The sequence below is a fragment of the Bradyrhizobium sp. HKCCYLS1011 genome (genome assembly GCF_051167795.1).
Lineage (GTDB): Bacteria > Pseudomonadota > Alphaproteobacteria > Rhizobiales > Xanthobacteraceae > Bradyrhizobium.
The window spans coordinates 615707-632101 of record NZ_JBNPTT010000002.1 but is presented as its reverse complement, the minus strand read 5'-3'; the positions used below and the strand labels follow the sequence as shown (position 1 = coordinate 632101).

General features: G+C 64.9%; 13 protein-coding genes. 4 read left to right on the top strand and 9 right to left on the bottom strand.

All coding sequences use genetic code 11. The features are described from left to right. Positions 1-21 precede the first annotated feature (21 nt). The 5 genes from frdD to ACQR1W_RS07435 are packed head-to-tail and all read right to left on the bottom strand — an operon-like array spanning position 22 to position 4865. Complete coding sequence (gene frdD / locus ACQR1W_RS07455) at positions 22-405, bottom strand: fumarate reductase subunit FrdD (RefSeq protein ID WP_434850169.1); 384 nt, start codon at positions 403-405, stop codon at positions 22-24. Continuing rightward, positions 402-806, bottom strand: a complete 405-nt coding sequence (locus tag ACQR1W_RS07450; protein ID WP_434850168.1) for a fumarate reductase subunit C — start codon at positions 804-806, stop codon at positions 402-404. Before ACQR1W_RS07450 ends, frdD begins: the two co-directional genes overlap by 4 nt. Further along, positions 803-1561 (bottom strand): succinate dehydrogenase/fumarate reductase iron-sulfur subunit, encoded by a 759-nt coding sequence (locus ACQR1W_RS07445; protein ID WP_434850167.1) that lies wholly within the window; start codon positions 1559-1561, stop codon positions 803-805. Before ACQR1W_RS07445 ends, ACQR1W_RS07450 begins: the two co-directional genes overlap by 4 nt. Then, entirely contained in the window at positions 1554-3335 is a 1782-nt protein-coding gene (gene frdA, locus ACQR1W_RS07440; protein ID WP_434850166.1) for a fumarate reductase (quinol) flavoprotein subunit, read from the bottom strand. The genes ACQR1W_RS07445 and frdA overlap by 8 nt, the downstream gene beginning before the upstream one ends. Positions 3336-3347: 12 nt before the next feature. After that, positions 3348-4865 (bottom strand): DASS family sodium-coupled anion symporter, encoded by a 1518-nt coding sequence (locus ACQR1W_RS07435; protein ID WP_434850165.1) that lies wholly within the window; start codon positions 4863-4865, stop codon positions 3348-3350. Between the two features lie 357 nt (positions 4866-5222). On the opposite strand from ACQR1W_RS07435, the gene ACQR1W_RS07430 reads away from it, so the two are divergent. Then, positions 5223-5393 (top strand): Flp family type IVb pilin, encoded by a 171-nt coding sequence (locus tag ACQR1W_RS07430; RefSeq protein ID WP_434850164.1) that lies wholly within the window; start codon positions 5223-5225, stop codon positions 5391-5393. 97 nt (positions 5394-5490) lie between these two features. Here the strand turns inward: ACQR1W_RS07430 and ACQR1W_RS07425 are convergent, their stop codons facing one another. After that, positions 5491-5895, bottom strand: a complete 405-nt coding sequence (locus tag ACQR1W_RS07425) for a four-helix bundle copper-binding protein (RefSeq protein ID WP_434850163.1) — start codon at positions 5893-5895, stop codon at positions 5491-5493. Between the two features lie 275 nt (positions 5896-6170). Here ACQR1W_RS07425 and ACQR1W_RS07420 point away from each other — a divergent pair, with 275 nt between their 5' ends. Then, entirely contained in the window at positions 6171-7688 is a 1518-nt protein-coding gene (locus ACQR1W_RS07420) for an AMP-binding protein (RefSeq protein WP_434850162.1), read from the top strand. A gap of 5 nt (positions 7689-7693) precedes the next feature. Here the strand turns inward: ACQR1W_RS07420 and ACQR1W_RS07415 are convergent, their stop codons facing one another. Both ACQR1W_RS07415 and ACQR1W_RS07410 read right to left on the bottom strand, forming a co-directional pair. Continuing rightward, on the bottom strand, positions 7694-9499 hold the full coding sequence (locus ACQR1W_RS07415) for an ABC transporter ATP-binding protein/permease (RefSeq protein ID WP_434850161.1): 1806 nt from the start codon (positions 9497-9499) through the stop codon (positions 7694-7696). 63 nt (positions 9500-9562) lie between these two features. Then, the gene (locus tag ACQR1W_RS07410; RefSeq protein WP_434850160.1) at positions 9563-11401 is read right to left on the bottom strand and encodes an ABC transporter ATP-binding protein; all 1839 of its coding nucleotides are present in this window, start codon (positions 11399-11401) and stop codon (positions 9563-9565) included. Positions 11402-11931: 530 nt separating this feature from the next. On the opposite strand from ACQR1W_RS07410, the gene ACQR1W_RS07405 reads away from it, so the two are divergent. Beyond that, on the top strand, positions 11932-12903 hold the full coding sequence (locus ACQR1W_RS07405; protein ID WP_434850159.1) for a S1C family serine protease: 972 nt from the start codon (positions 11932-11934) through the stop codon (positions 12901-12903). Between the two features lie 67 nt (positions 12904-12970). On the opposite strand, the gene ACQR1W_RS07400 is transcribed toward ACQR1W_RS07405, so the two are convergent. Next, positions 12971-14911 carry a hypothetical protein gene (locus ACQR1W_RS07400; RefSeq protein WP_434850158.1) on the bottom strand — a complete coding sequence of 647 codons (1941 nt, stop codon included), beginning with the start codon at positions 14909-14911 and terminating at the stop codon, positions 12971-12973. 328 nt (positions 14912-15239) lie between these two features. Here ACQR1W_RS07400 and ACQR1W_RS07395 point away from each other — a divergent pair, with 328 nt between their 5' ends. Further along, entirely contained in the window at positions 15240-16310 is a 1071-nt protein-coding gene (locus ACQR1W_RS07395) for a phospholipase (RefSeq protein WP_434850157.1), read from the top strand. Positions 16311-16395: the final 85 nt, after the last annotated feature.

Sequence of the window (16395 nt, the reverse complement as noted above, 5' to 3'; positions counted from 1 at the left end):
TATGAGGAAGGGAGAAAGCGATCAGAAGCCGATCGCAAGGAGGACAGCCGTGACGACGAGCGTCAGCACGGCTGCGAGCCCATAAGTTGCCCAGCGCAAGAGCAGCACCGGGCCGACACGCATGTCGTGCAGGGTGAGGAAGGCGCGTTCCGCCGCGTGCCAGAACAGCAGCGCGATCACGGCGAGCAGAACCAGCTTGCCGAGCGGGTTGCGGGCGAAGGCCAGCGCACTCGCGTAGCTATCAAAGCTCTCCGGAACGCCCCAGCCATGGGGAATCATGATGCCGGTGATGATGATCAGCCCTGGACCGATCAGCGCAGCCATCATGCCGCCGGCGCCGAACAGCAGCCAGAATATCGGCGAGATGGACCGCTTCGGCAGTGTTGCGTTCTTCGGCGAACTCATGACCAGACTCCGATGATGACGATCAGCAGGACCAGGACCGCCGAGCAGCCCGCGGCCAGCACTGTGGCGACCGTGGTGATCAGTTGCTGGCGAACCAGCTTGCCGCGCCAGACCAGCTTGGGCAGCGTTTTCGGCAGGATCTGAAACCAGGTCCACATGTGCCAGAGCGCGGCCGCGAGCAGCGCGAGATGCAGCACAAGCGATACCGGGCTTGCCAGAAAGCGGCGGAACGCCTCGTACGCCTCTGGGCCGCGCGCGAGGCAGATCAGCCCGGCGAGCAGGACCGCGGCATAGAGCGCGAGCGCGACGCCGCAGAGCTCGCGGATCGTATAGGCGCGGTAAGGCGGATGCGCCCACCAGTCGCGCGGCTGAGGTCGCAGATACGGACGTCGTTCGCTCATGTCACGTTCTCCGTGCGCAGGCGGCTCAGGAAGAAGTCGAGCGCACTCTTGCTCTTGTTCTGGTTGACGGCATTGGCGGGATCGACCTGCTTGGGGCAGACCTCGGAGCACAGGCCGACGGCGGTGCAGGACCACACACCATCCTCGCCACGGATCTGGTCGAGCCGCGCCTGCTGGCCGCCGTCACGCGAATCGCTGTTGTAGCGCTGCAGCAGCGCCATCGCGCCCGGACCAATGAAATCAGGATTGGCGCCGAACTGCGGACAGGCGGCGTAGCACAGCATGCAGTTGATGCAGTCGGCGAAGGAGGCGTATTCCTGCATCTCGGCCGGCGTCTGCAGATAGGTGCCCTGCTCCACCGTCTTCGGCTGCCTGGGCATGATGTACGGATAGATGCTCTCGATCTTCTTGACGAAGTCGCCCACGGTGACGATGAGGTCGCGCTCGATCGGAAAATTCTGCAGCGGCTCCAGCGTGACCGGGCCGGGCGCGAGCTCGCGCAGGAAGGTGTTGCAGGCCAGCATCGGCGCGCCGTTGACCATCATGCCGCAGCTGCCGCACACCGCCATCCGGCATGACCAACGGAAGGCAAGGCTGCCGTCGAGCTCCGCCTTGATCTGCTGCAGCCCTTGCAGCACCGACATGTCATCGGTGTAGGGCACCCGGAAGGATTGAAAGGTGGGCGCCGCGTCCTTGGATGGACAATAGCGCAGCACGCGCAACTCGATCGTCTTGTCAGATTTGGTCTCAGGCATGGGTCGTCTCTTTGCGGGCGGCTTCGAGTTGTTCGCCGAGCGCGCCATAGGCGCGCTGTCCGGGCAGCGAACGCGTGATCTTGACGGGCATCGTGCTGATGCGCGGCGCAGCGTCGTCCTGGTAGTGAGCCAGGCTGTGGCTGAGGAAGTTCACATCGTCGCGCGCATCGAAGCCATCGAGCCGCTGATGCGCGCCTCGCGACTCCTTGCGCGCAAGCGCCGCATGCGCCATCGCTTCGGCAACGTCGAGTTGGAAGCCGAGCTCGATCGCGGAGATCCAGTCGGTGTTCCAGGCCCGCGAGCGATCCTCCAGCGTGAGCGCCTGATAGCGCTGCTTCAGCCTGGCGAGCGCGTCGCAGGTCTCCTGCATCTCATCGCCTAGGCGATAGATGCCGCAGCCTTTCTCCATGCTGACCGCCATGTCGACCCGCAGCGCGGCGTGGCGCTCGCCGTCGCCTTGCCGCTGCAGCAGCGCAAGCGCCTTGGCTTCGGCCGCCTTGGCCGGATCACCGGCCTTGGCCGCGGGCGCCTGGCGCGCGAAGGCCGCCGCCTGCTCGCCGGCGACGCGGCCAAACACGGTCAGCTCGGCCAGCGAATTCGATCCCAGCCGGTTGGCACCGTGAATGCCGACGCTGGAACATTCGCCGGCCGCGAACAGGCCGGGCAGCGGCGAGGCGGTGTTGATGTCGACCAGAATGCCGCCCATCGTGTAGTGCACGGCGGGACGCACCGGGATCGGCGTGGTCGCAGCGTCGATCCCGGCGAAGTGCTGCGCCAGCTCGCAGATCAGCGGCAGTCGCTCCTGCAATTTCGCGCGGCCGAGATGGCGAAGGTCGAGCAGCACCGCCTCGCCCTGTGGCGTGGTGACCGTGCGGCCCTTGCGCTCCTCATGCCAGAACGCCTGGCTCAGCCGGTCGCGCGGACCAAGCTCCATGAACTTGTTGCGCGGCTCCGGCGTCACCGGGCCGAGGCCGTAATCCTGCAAGTAGCGGTAGTTGTCCTTGTTGACGAGCAGCGCGCCCTCGCCCCGGCAACCCTCGGTGATCAGGATGCCGGTGCCCGGCAGGCAGGTCGGGTGATATTGCACGAACTCCATGTCACGCAGCGGCACGCCGTGGCGATAAGCCAGCGCCATGCCGTCACCGGTGACGATGCCGCCATTGGTGTTCTGGCGAAACACGCGGCCGGCACCGCCGGTGGCGATCACCACCGCCCGCGCCGTGATCGCGGTGAACTCGCCGCTCGCCATCGACAGCACCACCGCGCCCTGAACACGGCCGTCGTCCACGATCAGGTCGACGCAGAAAAATTCGTCGAAGCGCCGAATCTGCGGATACTTGGTCGAAGTCTGAAACAGGGTGTGCAGGATGTGGAAGCCGCTTCGGTCGGCCGCGAACCAGGTGCGCTCGATCTTCATGCCGCCGAACTTGCGGACATTGACATGGCCGTCCGGCAGGCGGCTCCAGGGACAGCCCCAATGCTCGAGCTGGATCATCTCGCGCGTGCAGTGGCCGACGAAATAGTCCACCACGTCCTGCTCACAGAGCCAGTCGCCGCCCTCGACGGTGTCGTTGAAGTGATTGTCGAGGCTGTCGTTCGGCCTGACCACGCCGGCCGAACCACCTTCGGCCGCCACGGTGTGGCTACGCATTGGATAGACCTTCGAGACCAGCGCGATCGTCATGTCCGGCGCGGCCTCTGCGGCGGCGATCGCGGCCCGCAATCCAGCGCCGCCGGCACCAAGGATCAGGATATCGGCGTCAAACTGCTCCATCGTCTTTCCTTCTCAGCTCAGAAACATCAGGCTCGGCACGCCGACCAGCAGGAAGACCGCCAGGAAATAGGCGCCGAAGATCGCGCCGAGCCGCCAGTAGTCGCGTCCCGGAAGAAAGCCGCTGCCGGCATAGACCGGGCTCGGGCCCGTGCCGTAGGGTGTGATGATGCCCATGATCCCGAGGCTGAGCGCGAGCGCGAGCGCCGAGGTGGTGATCGACAGGCCGGGGATCTTGGTTGCCACGGTCAGCATCAGCGGCAGCAGCGCGGTGGTGTGCGCGGTCGTCGACGCGAACAGATAATGCAGGAGGAAGAACAGCCCGATCAGCCCGACCAGCCCCCCGATCGGCGACATCGTTGCCAGCATCGGACCGACAAGTCCGGCCAGCCATGCGACGAAGCCCGTCTGCGCCAGGCCGCTCGCCAGCGGCACCAAGGTGCCGAACCAGATCAGCGTGTTGAAGGCAGGCTTGTCGTCCAGCACGTCGCTCCAGGTGATGCAGCCGGTGATGACGAGCAGGCTGACCACGAGCAATGCGACGGTCGTGGGATCGAGCACGGCGGTGCCGAAGATCCACAGTCCCAGCGCCAGCAGCACCAGGATCAGAAGCGTGATCTCGTGCCCGGACAGCTTGCCCATTGCCGTCAGCTCCTGGCGCGCCCATTCCGGCACCTGGGGGCTTTCCTTCAATTCCGGCGGGTACAGGACATAGGCAAGCAGCGGCGTGGTCAGCAGCAGCACGAGACCCACCGGGAGAAAGGCTAAGAACCACTGCATCCAGCCAAGCTCGACATGCACGGTCTTGCGCACGAGTTCGATCGCGAGCACGTTGGGCGCGAGCGCCGTCAAGAACATCGATGACGTCACGCAGGTCGAGGCGATCGCGGTCCACATCAGGTAGCCGCCGATCCGGCGCGATGACGGGTCGTTCGGCCGCGACTGATAGAACCCCGGGATGTTCTTGATGATCGGAAAGATCGTGCCGCCACTGCGGGCCGTGTTCGACGGCATGAATGGCGCGAGGATGAGATCGGCGAGCATCACGGCGTAGCCCAGCGTCAATGTCCGTCCGCCGAGCCGGGACAGCAGGAGCAGCGAGAGACGCTTGCCGAGTCCCGTCTTCTCGTAGCCGAGCGAGAACACGAAGGCGGCGAAGATCAGCCAGACCGTCGCATTGGAGAAGCCGGACAAGGCCCAGTTGATGGCAGCGCTGGTCGGGTTCGTCGATGCGAGCTGCGCGGGAGAAAAGAGAATGTAGCGCCCGAGCACGGCCCCGATCGTGACGCCGAGAAAGCCGACGGCAGCCGCTGGGATGGGCTCCGTGATCAAGCCGATGATGACGGTGACGAACAGCGCGAGGTACCACCAGCTGTATTGCGCGAGGCCGGCGGGTGGCGGCAGCAACGCCATCGCGACGCCGACCGCCAGCGGAATTGCCGCGGCTGCGATACGTCGATTGAAATGAGGAAACAGACCTGCGCCGTCTTGGCGCGATTGCTCGAACAAAAAGGCAGCCGAGTGGAAGTTCATCCTACGTCCCGTTCTCGCGTGAGGCATTGCGGACGGGCACAAATCTGCACGGCAATGACAGACGCCGCTTGACTTGCCTCAAGACGGTGGAGGCCATCGCAAAATGTCACACGGCTGTGATGCTTCCGCAGTGTTCAGAACGCAGTTGCCGCTTGTTGTTGTGAGCACCTCACGTGAGTTGCACAGGGATCTGGCGCAACGACACGGGCGTGCACGGCGCTCGCATTTGCGCATTTTTTGCGCACATTGAAAAACTTGCAGCCCTCGTGTTTATACTACCTTAGGTTTTTCACGGCCATTCTGGCGCCCGAACAAGAGGACGGCTTGTTCGTTCAACCAGAGATTGGCGGGAAACTCATGAAGTCATTGATTTTGCGGTTCTTGCGCGACGAGTCCGGCGCAACCGCAATCGAATATGGCCTGATCGCGTGCGGAATTGCGCTCGCGCTGATCGCGATCATGAACAAGCTCGGTCTGACGCTGGTCGGCATCTTCACGTCGCTGACCAACCTGCTCGGCCCGAGTTGACCGATTTAAATTGTCTGCAAATCCGTTTTAGGATCGGGCAATATAGCGGCCAGTGATCGACAGGTCGGGCACCTGTGCCCGGCCTGTTGAGAACGCATCAATGCGCCATGCTGCGCCCGGCCTCCTCGCAGGCCTTCATGCAGCTGCGGCAGGCATCAGCGCAGATCCGGCAATGCTCATGCATCTGCGCATGCTTCTCGCATTCCTCGGCGCAGAGGCGACAGGCCGCCGCGCAGGTGTCGAGCATGCGCCGGATCACCTCCTGGTCCGACCCGGTGCGCCGCGTCGCGATCCGCCCCGTGATGTTGCAGATGTCGGCGCAATCGAGATCGAGCCGGATGCACTGCGTCAGCGACTTCACCATGTCCTCAGCAAGACAGGCGTCGGCGCAGGAGGTGCAGGTCTGGGCGCAGGAATAGCACTCTTCGATGCAGCGGATCAGCGCGTCATTGATCTGGCCGCGGACATGCGGATGGCTGGAGATCATCTCTTGAGCGTGCATAGGGAACTCCCATCAGCTAGGCCCCCGCCGCTTCAATGATCGCTGCCGGCAAAAGTTCGAATTGGACGTCTCATGTCGGCGACACGTTTCGGTGCACGCAAGACGAGCGCACACTGTTCGCCATTTCGCGGGGCGGCATTTCCCGAGGCGAGCTGCACGCATATGGACGAAGCAGCATGAGTTAGGGCACAACATCTCCCATCATGGGCGCGCGAACGATCCGCGCGACCAGAACAACAGGGCGCACGCGAACGCCTGATGATGTGGAGGAACCGATGCTGATCCCCCTGGCGGATGTGCCGCGCTGGTATGCCGAGCGCAAGCCGAAGGATACGATCGCGATCCAGCACGGCACTGAGGCGCTGACCTGGGAGCAGCTCGAGCGCCGCGCCAACGCCCGCGCCCGCGCGTTCATGGCCAAGGGCGTCCGGCCCGGCGACTTCGTCGCGATCGGTCTGCCCAACGGCAACGCGTTCTTCGAGACCAGCTTTGCGGTGTGGAAATGCGGTGCGACGCCGACCTCGCTGTCCTGGCGGCTGCCGCGCGGCGAGGCCGCCGCCGTGCTCGAGATCCTGCAACCCTCGCTCGTGGTCGGCGGCGAAGCCGACTGGAATGCGCCGAATTCGCTGCCCGCGACCTTCGTGCCCGAGGGTTTCTCCGAGGAGCCGCTGACCGCGCCGGTGGCACGCTATTGGAAGGCGATGACCTCGGGCGGCTCGACCGGCCGGCCCAAGGTGATCCTCGATCATCAGCCGGCGGTGACCGACACCGCGGCCGAGCCGCCGCTCGGGATCCCGAAAGATGTCTCGCTGCTCAATCCCGGTCCGCTCTACCACAACGCGCCGTTCATCGTGTCGCATTACGGGCTGTTCGCCGGCGGCCGGCTTACCGGCATGGTGAAGTTCGATGCGGAGGAGACGTTGCGCCTGATCCAGGCCGAGCGCATCCAATGGGTCAATTTCGTGCCGACCATGATGCACCGGATCTGGGCGCTGCCCGCCGCCGTGCGCAATTCCTACGACGTCTCCAGTCTCAAGATCGTGTTCCATATGGCCGCGCCGATGCCGCCATGGCTGAAGGAGAAATGGATCGAGTGGGTCGGTCCGGAGAAGATCTACGAGCTCTATGGCGGCACCGAACGGCAGGGCCGCACCGTGATCTCCGGCACCGAATGGCTGAAGCACAGGGGTTCGGTCGGCAGGATCGACGACTCCTGCAAGCTCCGCATCATCGGGCCGGACGGCAAAGACGTCGCGCCCGGTGAAAGCGGCGAGATCTACTTCCTTCCCGATGACGGGCCCGGCTGCACCTATCACTATCTCGGGGCCGAGCCGAAGCGGCGGCCGGACGGCTGGGAGTCGCTCGGCGACATCGGGCGGCTCGACGAGGAGGGTTATCTCTATCTCGGCGACCGGCTGGCCGACATGGTGCTGCGCGGCGGCGCCAACATCTATCCGGCCGAGGTCGAGGCGGCGCTGATGGCGCATCCGGACATCCGCTCCTGTGTCGTGGTCGGCCTGCCCGATCCCGAGCTCGGCCAGCGCGTGCATGCAATCGTCGAACTCGACGAGCGTGCGGATGCACAGGCGATCGTCGACGGCATGAGCGGCTTCCTCGCCGAGCGGCTCAGCCGCTACAAGCATCCGGAAAGCTACGAGATCGTGAACATGATGCTGCGTGACGATTCCGGCAAGGTCCGCCGCACCCTGCTGCGCGACGAGCGCGCCACCTGGCTGAAGGAGGGCCGCGACTTCCGCATCATGCCTGCGCGCGCGGGGGCGGAGGCCGGGTAGGCTCGTCAGCCGACGCGCAATTCACCCACGGCGGCGCCCGGCGTCAGCGGGGTGTCGGAGACGATCACCGCGCCACCCACACACCGCGCGATCGTCAGCTTGCGATCGTGAAAGGCTTCAAGCTCCGGCCGGTGACCGACGCTGACGATGGTGGCGTCCGGCAGCTCTCGCGCGATCACGTCCATCAGCTCGGCCTGCCCTTCGACATGCAGTGCGGACGTGGCCTCATCGAGCGCGATGATATCGGGCCGGTGCAGCAGGAGCCGCGCGATCGCGAGCCGCTGCTTCTCGCCTTCGGACAGGATCTTGTCCCAGGCCGCGATCTCATCGAGCTTGGGTAGGAATGGACCGAGACCGACTGTTGCGAGCACGCGAGCGACCTGTTCGCTGGCCACGTCGCGGGCCCCGAACGGATAACTCACGGCGTCGCGCAGGCTGCCCGAAGGGACATAGGGCCGTTGCGGGATGACAAGGACGCGCTGGTCTGCAGCGGTCACGATTCGGCCCCGTCCCCAAGGCCAGCAGCCGGCGATGGCACGCACCAGCGAGCTCTTGCCGGTCCCGGACTCGCCGGTGATCAGCACGCGCTCGCCGCGCCGAATTGCCGCGCTGGCACGGCGCAGTATCGGCCGTCCGTCATGGAGTGACACGCGCAGATCGTGCAGGCGGAGCGCCGCGTCCCCCTCCTGCTGCCACGCAATGCCCGCCGTTTGCTCGTCGGCCTCTGCGACATCGAGCGCCAGCATCAACGCGCCGACGCGGCGTGCGGACGCGGTCCAGTCCGCAAGTCGCGTGTAGTTCTCCATGAACCAGCTGAGCGCGCCCTGCACGATGGTGAAGGCGGAAGCCACCTGCATGATCGCGCCCAAGCTCATCGAACCATCGAAATAGCGTGGCGTGCACAAGAGGACCGGCACCACGCCGCAGAGCTGCGCGCTGCCCTGGGAGACGATCACCGTGCGCATGTTCTGTACCATCAGATCGCGCCAGCGCGCGACGACATGGCTGAAAGTCTCGCCCAATCGGTCATCTTCCGCCGGCGCGCCTCCCAGCAGCGCGATGCTCTCGGCATTCTCGCGCACCCGGGTCAACGCATAGCGGTACTCGGCTTCGGCCTGGTTCTTCTGCTCGGTGAGCGGAATGAAACGAAAGGCGATCGCCAGCATCGCGCCGTTGGCGATCAGCGCATAGACAACCGCCGCGATGACCAAATAACCTGGAATGGTAAACGCACGACCGCCAGCTTCGAAGCCTAAGGCGCCGCCGACAGTCCACAGCACCGCGATGAAGGTCGCCGCCGAGAGCAGCGAGGTGACGAAGCCGGTGACGAAATCGACCGGCATCTCGGTCGCGATCCGTAAGTCGTCATTGATGCGATGCTCCGGGTTCTTGTGATCGCCGCCGACAAGCTCGAGCTTGTAGAAGCGGTTCATCGCAAGCCATCGCCGTACCAGATCGGCATTGAGCCGCGCACGCCAGCTCCGCTGCATCGTCATTCGCGCCCACATCGCAAAGACGCAGAGCGCGAGGTAGAGGCCGACCAGGAGCGGAAACAGCGCGGCCTGATGGAGTGCGACAGCGCCGTTTCTGGCTTCAAGCGCGTCGTAGAAATGCCGATTCCAGAGATTGAGGCTGTAGGTGATGCCGAGGCTGACGAACACGACGCCGATCAGGCTCACGGTTACGAGCCAGGCCTGGCCTGCGGTATTGCCGCGCCAATAGCTCCCCGCGCTGTGCAGGAAACGACGGAGGCGCGATGGGGCAGCTTTCGCGGCAGACCTGCTCGACAATCCCAGGCTGATCCGGCTCATCATCCGCCCCCCTCGCTTTCCCGACGCAAGTAGAATGAAACGTACCAGCGGCGGCGAGGTTCCTTATTCCAGGTTTCGCGGCGCCAGGATCGCGGACGGATCGACATCATTGTCGATCAGCCCGCGGTGCTGGCGCCGCACCAGCGAGGCGTAATAGCCGTTCTGGCGCATCAGTTCGGTGTGGCGTCCGCTCTCGATGATACGTCCTTCCTTCAGCACGATGATGCGGTCGGCATTGACCACGGTCGAGAGCCGGTGCGCGATCACGAAGGTGGTGCGTGCCGCGACGAGCTGCTCGAGCGCGGTCTGCACGGCCTCCTCCGATTCCGCATCCAGCGCCGAGGTCGCCTCGTCCAGCACCAGGATCGGCGGGTTCTTCAGCAGCGCCCGCGCAATGGTGATGCGCTGCCGCTCACCCACCGACAGCAACGCGCCGCGCTCGCCGACGATGGCGTCGTAGCCGTCCGGCAGCCGCATGACGAAGTCATGCGCATAGGCCGCCTTCGCCGCCGCCTGGATCTCCTCGTCGGTCGCCTCGGGGCGGCCATAGGCGATGTTGGCCTTGATGCTGTCGTTGAACAGCAGTGGGTCCTGCAGCACCACGCCGATATGCCGGCGCAACGAGCTCTGTTTGATCCCGCGCAGGTCGCGCCCGTCGATGGTGATCCGACCCTCCACCGGATCGTAGAAGCGCATCAACAGCGCCATCAGCGTGGTCTTGCCGGAGCCGCTCGGTCCGACAATGGCGATGGTTTCGCCGGGCGCGGCTTGCAGGGTGATACCGTCGAGCAGCGGACGCTGCGGCTGCTCGTAGCGGAAGTGCACATTTTCGAAGCTGACCGCGCCGATGACGACGGTGAGCTCGACGGCGTCCGGACTGTCGCCGAGATGCTCCTGCACATTGAGGATGCCGAAGATCTCGTCGAGCGAGACCGAGGCCTTGCGCAGGCTGGAATAGACGCCGCTCAAGCCCTGCACCGGACCGAACAGTCCGCCGATATAGCCGAGAAAGGCGACCACGGTCCCGACCGTGATGTCGCCTTGCAGGACAAAATAGGCGCCGAGCGCGAGCCCGCCGAGCCGCGCCAGCGCCACCACGAGATTGCTGGCCGAGGCGTAGCCGGCATCGACGGCAACGCCATGGATGACGACCTTGTTGGCCGCATCGACGTCGCGCAGGAAGCGCGCCTTCTCGGCATCCTCCATCGCGAAGCTGCGCACGATCACGATGCCCGACAGCACCTCGTTGAAACGCGAATAGATCTTGGCCCAGCGGTCGAGCAGCGTGCGCTCGCGCTGCATCTGTTCGGGGCCGGCGCGCGCGGCGATCAGCGCCGGCACCGGAGCGAACATGAGCACGAGCAGCGCGAGCCGCCATTCCAGCCGCAGCATGATCACCACCGCGATCAGGAGAAAGATGACCGAAGGCATGATGCTGAACAGGATCGCGGTCACCGCGCTGGTGAACCCCTGGATGCTGCGATCGAGCCGGGTCATGATGGCGCCGATGCCTTCGCTGCGCTGGATGCGCAGCGGCATCCGGTGCAGCTTGCCGATGGTCGCCTCCAGTAGCGCATATTGCAGGCCGATGCGGGTACGCCAGGTCAGCCAGTTGGCGAAGCCATCCATCATCTCCCGGGTCACCGCAAAGCCGAGCAGGAGCAGGATGCCGGCCAGAATGGCGCCGGCATGTTCCGGTCCGGTGAGCTGATCGAACACGCCCTTGAGCACCAGGGGCTCGAACGCGTTGATACCGGCCACCGCCAGCACCAGCACGACGATCAGCAGGATCGCATGTCGCTGCGGCAGCGCGAAGCGCACCGCGGCATGCAGCCGCCGCAGCCGCGCCAGCGCCTGGCCTGCGGCTTCGGAGTTGGAGCTAAAGGCTGATGCCTCGACCATGGCTGGCACCTCGTATGATTATGCGTGATCATTCAGCGCGCACGCGCCGTCGCGACGCGCTCATGATCGCCTCCCGCTCCGCGCCGTGGATTCTCGGAGCCAACGGAAGGCCCAAGTCTCCGAGAGCGTCTCCCGAGAACGTCTCCCGAGAGCTTCTCTCGATTGCGTCTCTCCACTGCGCTCCCCACTTCCGACAATCGCAAGTGAAAATGCCGGTTCCGGGGGATATGATTGCAACCGGCGGCCGATCGCGGACCTTGCGCGATCGTGGCCCGCGAGCCGGCAGTCCATTGGATTGCGACGGTTGCGGATTTCGATGGAGCTTTGACCGAATAGAGGCGTTCCCTGCTCGGCCGCAGATCGCCACCTGGCGGCGCGCCCGGCCATCATCGACGGGGATGCAGCCGCAGCAGAGACCTGGAACCGCTGCAGGCAAAGGTGTTAAGCTGGCCCTCGCCGCGGCCTTCGCAATCGCCAAACAGAGACTTGATCGGCGCAAGACGCACGCCGACGGAGCGGGAGACTTAAGAATGCCCTCTTTGACCGAATGGAAGGTGCCGTTCGCGTTCCAGCCTCGTGCGGGCGATTACAATTTCGATCTCGACCGCGTGCTGGCCTCGGTCGTCGGCCTGCATGCCATCATTCCGCCCGACGCGTTCAGCGCCGAGACGCTCGGCACCGAGCGGGCCGGCAATGCCGTGGTGATCGATGACGGGCTGGTGCTGACCATTGGTTACCTGATTACCGAAGCCGAGAGCGTCTGGCTGCATCTCAATGATGGCCGCGTCATCGAAGGCCATGTCCTCGGATTCGACTTCACCACCGGCTTCGGACTGGTGCAGGCGCTCGGCCGGCTCGATCTCGATCCTGTGCCATTCGGTTCTTCAGCAGCGACCCGGATCGGCGAGCAGGTCGTGCTTGGCGGCGCAGGCGGCCGCACCCGCTCGGTGGCCAGCCAGATCATCGCCAAGCAGGAATTCGCCGGCTATTGGGAATATCTCCTGGACGAAGCCATCTTCACCCATCCGGCGCATCCCAATTGGGGCGGCACCGGGCTGATCTCCGCGAAGGGCGAATTGATCGGCATCGGCTCGCTGCAGCTCGAGCGTGAACGCGACAGCAGGTCCGAGCATGTCAACATGATCGTGCCGATCGACTTGCTCAAGCCTGTCCTCGACGATCTGCGCCGCTTCGGCCGCGTCAACAAGCCGGCGCGTCCCTGGCTCGGCATGTATTCCACCGAGATCGATGGCCGCGTGGTCATCATCGGGGTCTCTACCAACGGTCCGGCCGCGCGCGCCGAGCTCAAGGCCGGCGACGTGATCCTCGGCATCAACGGCGACAAGATTACCGGGCAGAGCGAGTTCTACCGCAAGCTCTGGGCGCTCGGCAGCGCCGGCGTCGACGTCCCGCTGACGGTGCATCATGAGGGCGTGACCTTTGACGTCACGGTCACCTCGACCGACCGCGCCAAGCTGCTCAAGGGCCCGCGCCTGCACTGAAGTGGAGCGGCAGGCCGGGGGCGGCCGCAGCGTTCAAGCGCCGCGTCGCGCGATCCGACCTTGGTCGTCAGACGTTGACATGCCACGTGCCGGCGATGATCTCGTGCAATTGCGCATCCGACGGCATCTGTGAAGCGACGGTCGGATCGAAGCCTGGATGGGCCTGCGCATAGGCCGACATCGCCTGCACCAGCTGCGACACCTTGCTATCGATCTCCAGCCCGCCGGCCTTGATCTCCTGCAGCTGATAGGAGCCGCCCAGGAACCAATCTGCAATCGTCACCTGCTGATGGGTGCCCAGGATATCGATCTGCAGGTCATTGCCCGATTTCACGAACCACAGGGAGTTGGCCGAAGCGGCGTTGCCGAAATCGAGCGTGCCGGTCGGCGTCGATTGCGATGCGGTGCCATTGATGATGAGATCGCTGCCGTCGCCGGTCTGGTAGAGGTAGGAGGCGTTGGCCCCACCCACCAGAATGTTGGTGCCGGCACCACCGTCGAGCTTGTCGGCCCCGGCGCCTCCAATCAGCAGATCGTTGTTGCCGGTTCCGAGCAGCGTGTCGTTGCCGGCGCCCGCCACCAGCAGCGCGCCGGCGGACGCAGCGATGGTCACGCCTGGCACGGCGACCAAAGCCACCGTGGTCGCGGCATCGCTCAGCGCCGCGCTGAGCCAGTCGAGATTGCCGGTTTGCCCGCCCCACAACGTCGTGATCGCGCTATCGATCAGCCCTGCATTCTCGCCATCGGCGATCGCGATGGCATCGATCAGCGCAGTCTTGCCAATGATATCGACGGCCGTTCCGGTGTCGGCGCGCTGCCACAGCTCCGGCGAGAAATCCGCGACCAGCAGATTCGCCGCCAAGTCGTCGTAGATCACGCCGTGTTCGTGGCCGATGACGCCGGGGGTAGCCCCCGTCACCTCATCATGGTTCTGCGCCAGCAGCGCGGAATATTCCACCACGATATCGGCGATCGCCGTCTGCACGCCGGTGGCCTTCAGATAGCCCGCGGCCGAACTCGCGCTGACGGCGTCCGCAAACGCATCACCGCCGTGGAACAGGGCCTGCACCGCGGTGTCGCCATAGCCGGACGCATCGGTCACTGTCGAATAGGCGATCATGTCCTTCATCTTGGCGGACGGCGAGCCTTCACCGGTGGCAGCGCTGGCCGCGGGAATGCCGACCGCGGACGCGATCGCATCATCCTGGAGCGGTGCCAGCAGCGCCGCAGCCGCCTGCTTCCAGTCGGAAAGACCGTTGTCGCTCGCCCACTGCATCATGGTCAGCAGCGCGATCGAATGCAGGCTGACCGGATCGAGCCCGAGATTGGTCCCGGAGCCGAGCACGCCGTCGCTTTCCGATGCGATGCCTACCGCCGCATGCGCAATCGCGATCGCGCCATCAACTGGACCGAGCTGCAGCAGCGCCAGCGGCGCCTCCACGACAGGTGCGGCATCCCGCACATATTGCAGCACCTCGCCGGAGACGGACACCATGTGGATATCGGAATAGCGCGCCACCGGGTTCGAGGTCAGCGCGCCCCAGAAACCGTGCAGCTGATCGTAGCGGACTTCGGCGGCGAACTCGAACGGCATCGCGTCGAACGCATAGGCGGGCTTGTCGTACAGGGCTCCGATATAGCCGGCGAGGCCGCCGCCCAGCGAATGTCCGGTCAGCGCGACGTTCGATGTCGTCGCCCAGACCTTGTAGTAGGCCTCGGCATCCGGGAATTGCGTCGGCCAGCCGGTGAGTCCGGCGCCACCGAGCCACGCCGGAACGTCGGCCAGGCTGTCCGTGCCGCGAAACGAGATGATCCGGGTCGAGGGATCGCCGACGAGCTGATAGGTCGCGGCCTCGAAATTGTCCGGAGCCGACGTCACGCTTCCCGCAATCAGTTGGTAGCTGCCGATCTGCTCGAAATTGACGACCAGCGCCGGGTTGACGCCCCTGTTGTACACGTCCATCGCAAGGACGGCGTTGATCAACGCGGCCGACGGCTGCTGTGTCATGATGTCGATCCCCCCTTGGCGGCAGATTTTCCCCCAAGCATGGACAAGTCCCCGTGTGGAGCGCCACGCTGTGCCGTCGCTTCTCTAAACAGCTTATCTCGTCTATTCTTTGTCAATCGTCACGGCCGGGCGAGAGGCAGAAGATGCTCCGGCGTGACCTGACGGCCAGCATGGCTACACGCGATGCTGGCAAAGCCTCATCGACCGACCAGGTCGCGCGCACGATCAAGCGTACTTTGTACTCGCTTTGGTGCAGCGGTCGGGGCCATCTGGTCGCCTGCAGTTCCCAATCAGATTGCGTCGTCCGGCAAACCATGAGGAGAGCAACATGAGCGAGGCGGTGGTGGACGACATCGTGGCGGTGCTGCCACCTTTGTTGCAGTCGCTCCAAGCGCTCTCCTATGTCGCGCGCTACCTGAACCCACCGGACTTCGATCGTGTCATGGCCGACGTCGGGTCGCCGGATCAGATGCTGCAGGCCGCGCGGGCGCAGCTCACCATTTGGCCGGCGGACTTCGCCCATATCCGAACTGCGTTCGATGCAGCAAGCGACGCGGCGCTCGTCGCATTCGCCGGCTTGCGCGCGGTCCAGCAGGGCCACGGCGATTTCGTGGCTGTGTTCCGCGCGCTTCGCCACATGCCCCGCGCGCTGGAGGCGCTCTATCCGTTGGCCGGCGCGCTGCCTCCGGTGAGCGACTTCTTCCTGGTCCCCGATGTGCGCGACGATGACGCGCTCACCCAATGCCTTGCTCAACCGCCGGCAGCGAACACCGGCGCGTTCCATGATCACAATGAACGTGGCGAACGCGGCGGCTTCTCGCTCTACGTCCCCGAATATTACGCGCCCGATCGGGCCTGGCCGCTGGTGATGGCGCTGCACGGCGGCCACGGCCATGGGCGCGATTTCCTGTGGAGCTGGGTGCGCGACGCGAGAAGCTTCGGCGCAATCCTGGTCGCGCCGACCGCGACCGGGCGAACCTGGGCCTTGATGGGCGAGGACACCGATACGCCCAATCTCACGCGCATTCTCGAGATCGTCCGCACCCGCTTCAACGTCGATGCCAGCCGCATGCTGCTGACCGGGATGAGCGATGGCGGCACCTTCTGCTATGTCAGCGGGCTGGAACGATGCTCACCCTTCACCCATCTGGCGCCGGTCGCCGCCACCTTTCACCCGTTGATGGCGGAACTCGCGGATCGCGACCGCCTGTACGGGCTGCCGATCCATATCGTGCATGGCCGGCTCGATTGGATGTTCCCAATCGAGATCGCACGGCATGCCGACGAAGCGCTGGCTCACGCCGGCGCCGACGTCACGTATCGCGAGATCAACGATCTCAGCCATTGCTATCCGCGGGAGATCAACGGGGAGCTTCTCGGGTGGATCAACAGCAAATGATCCGTCCGTGTCGTCGCCCATATTGCGGATCGGCAACCCAATCGACATAATCTCGTCGGATTATTTCCGCATTGATGAAAGCTCA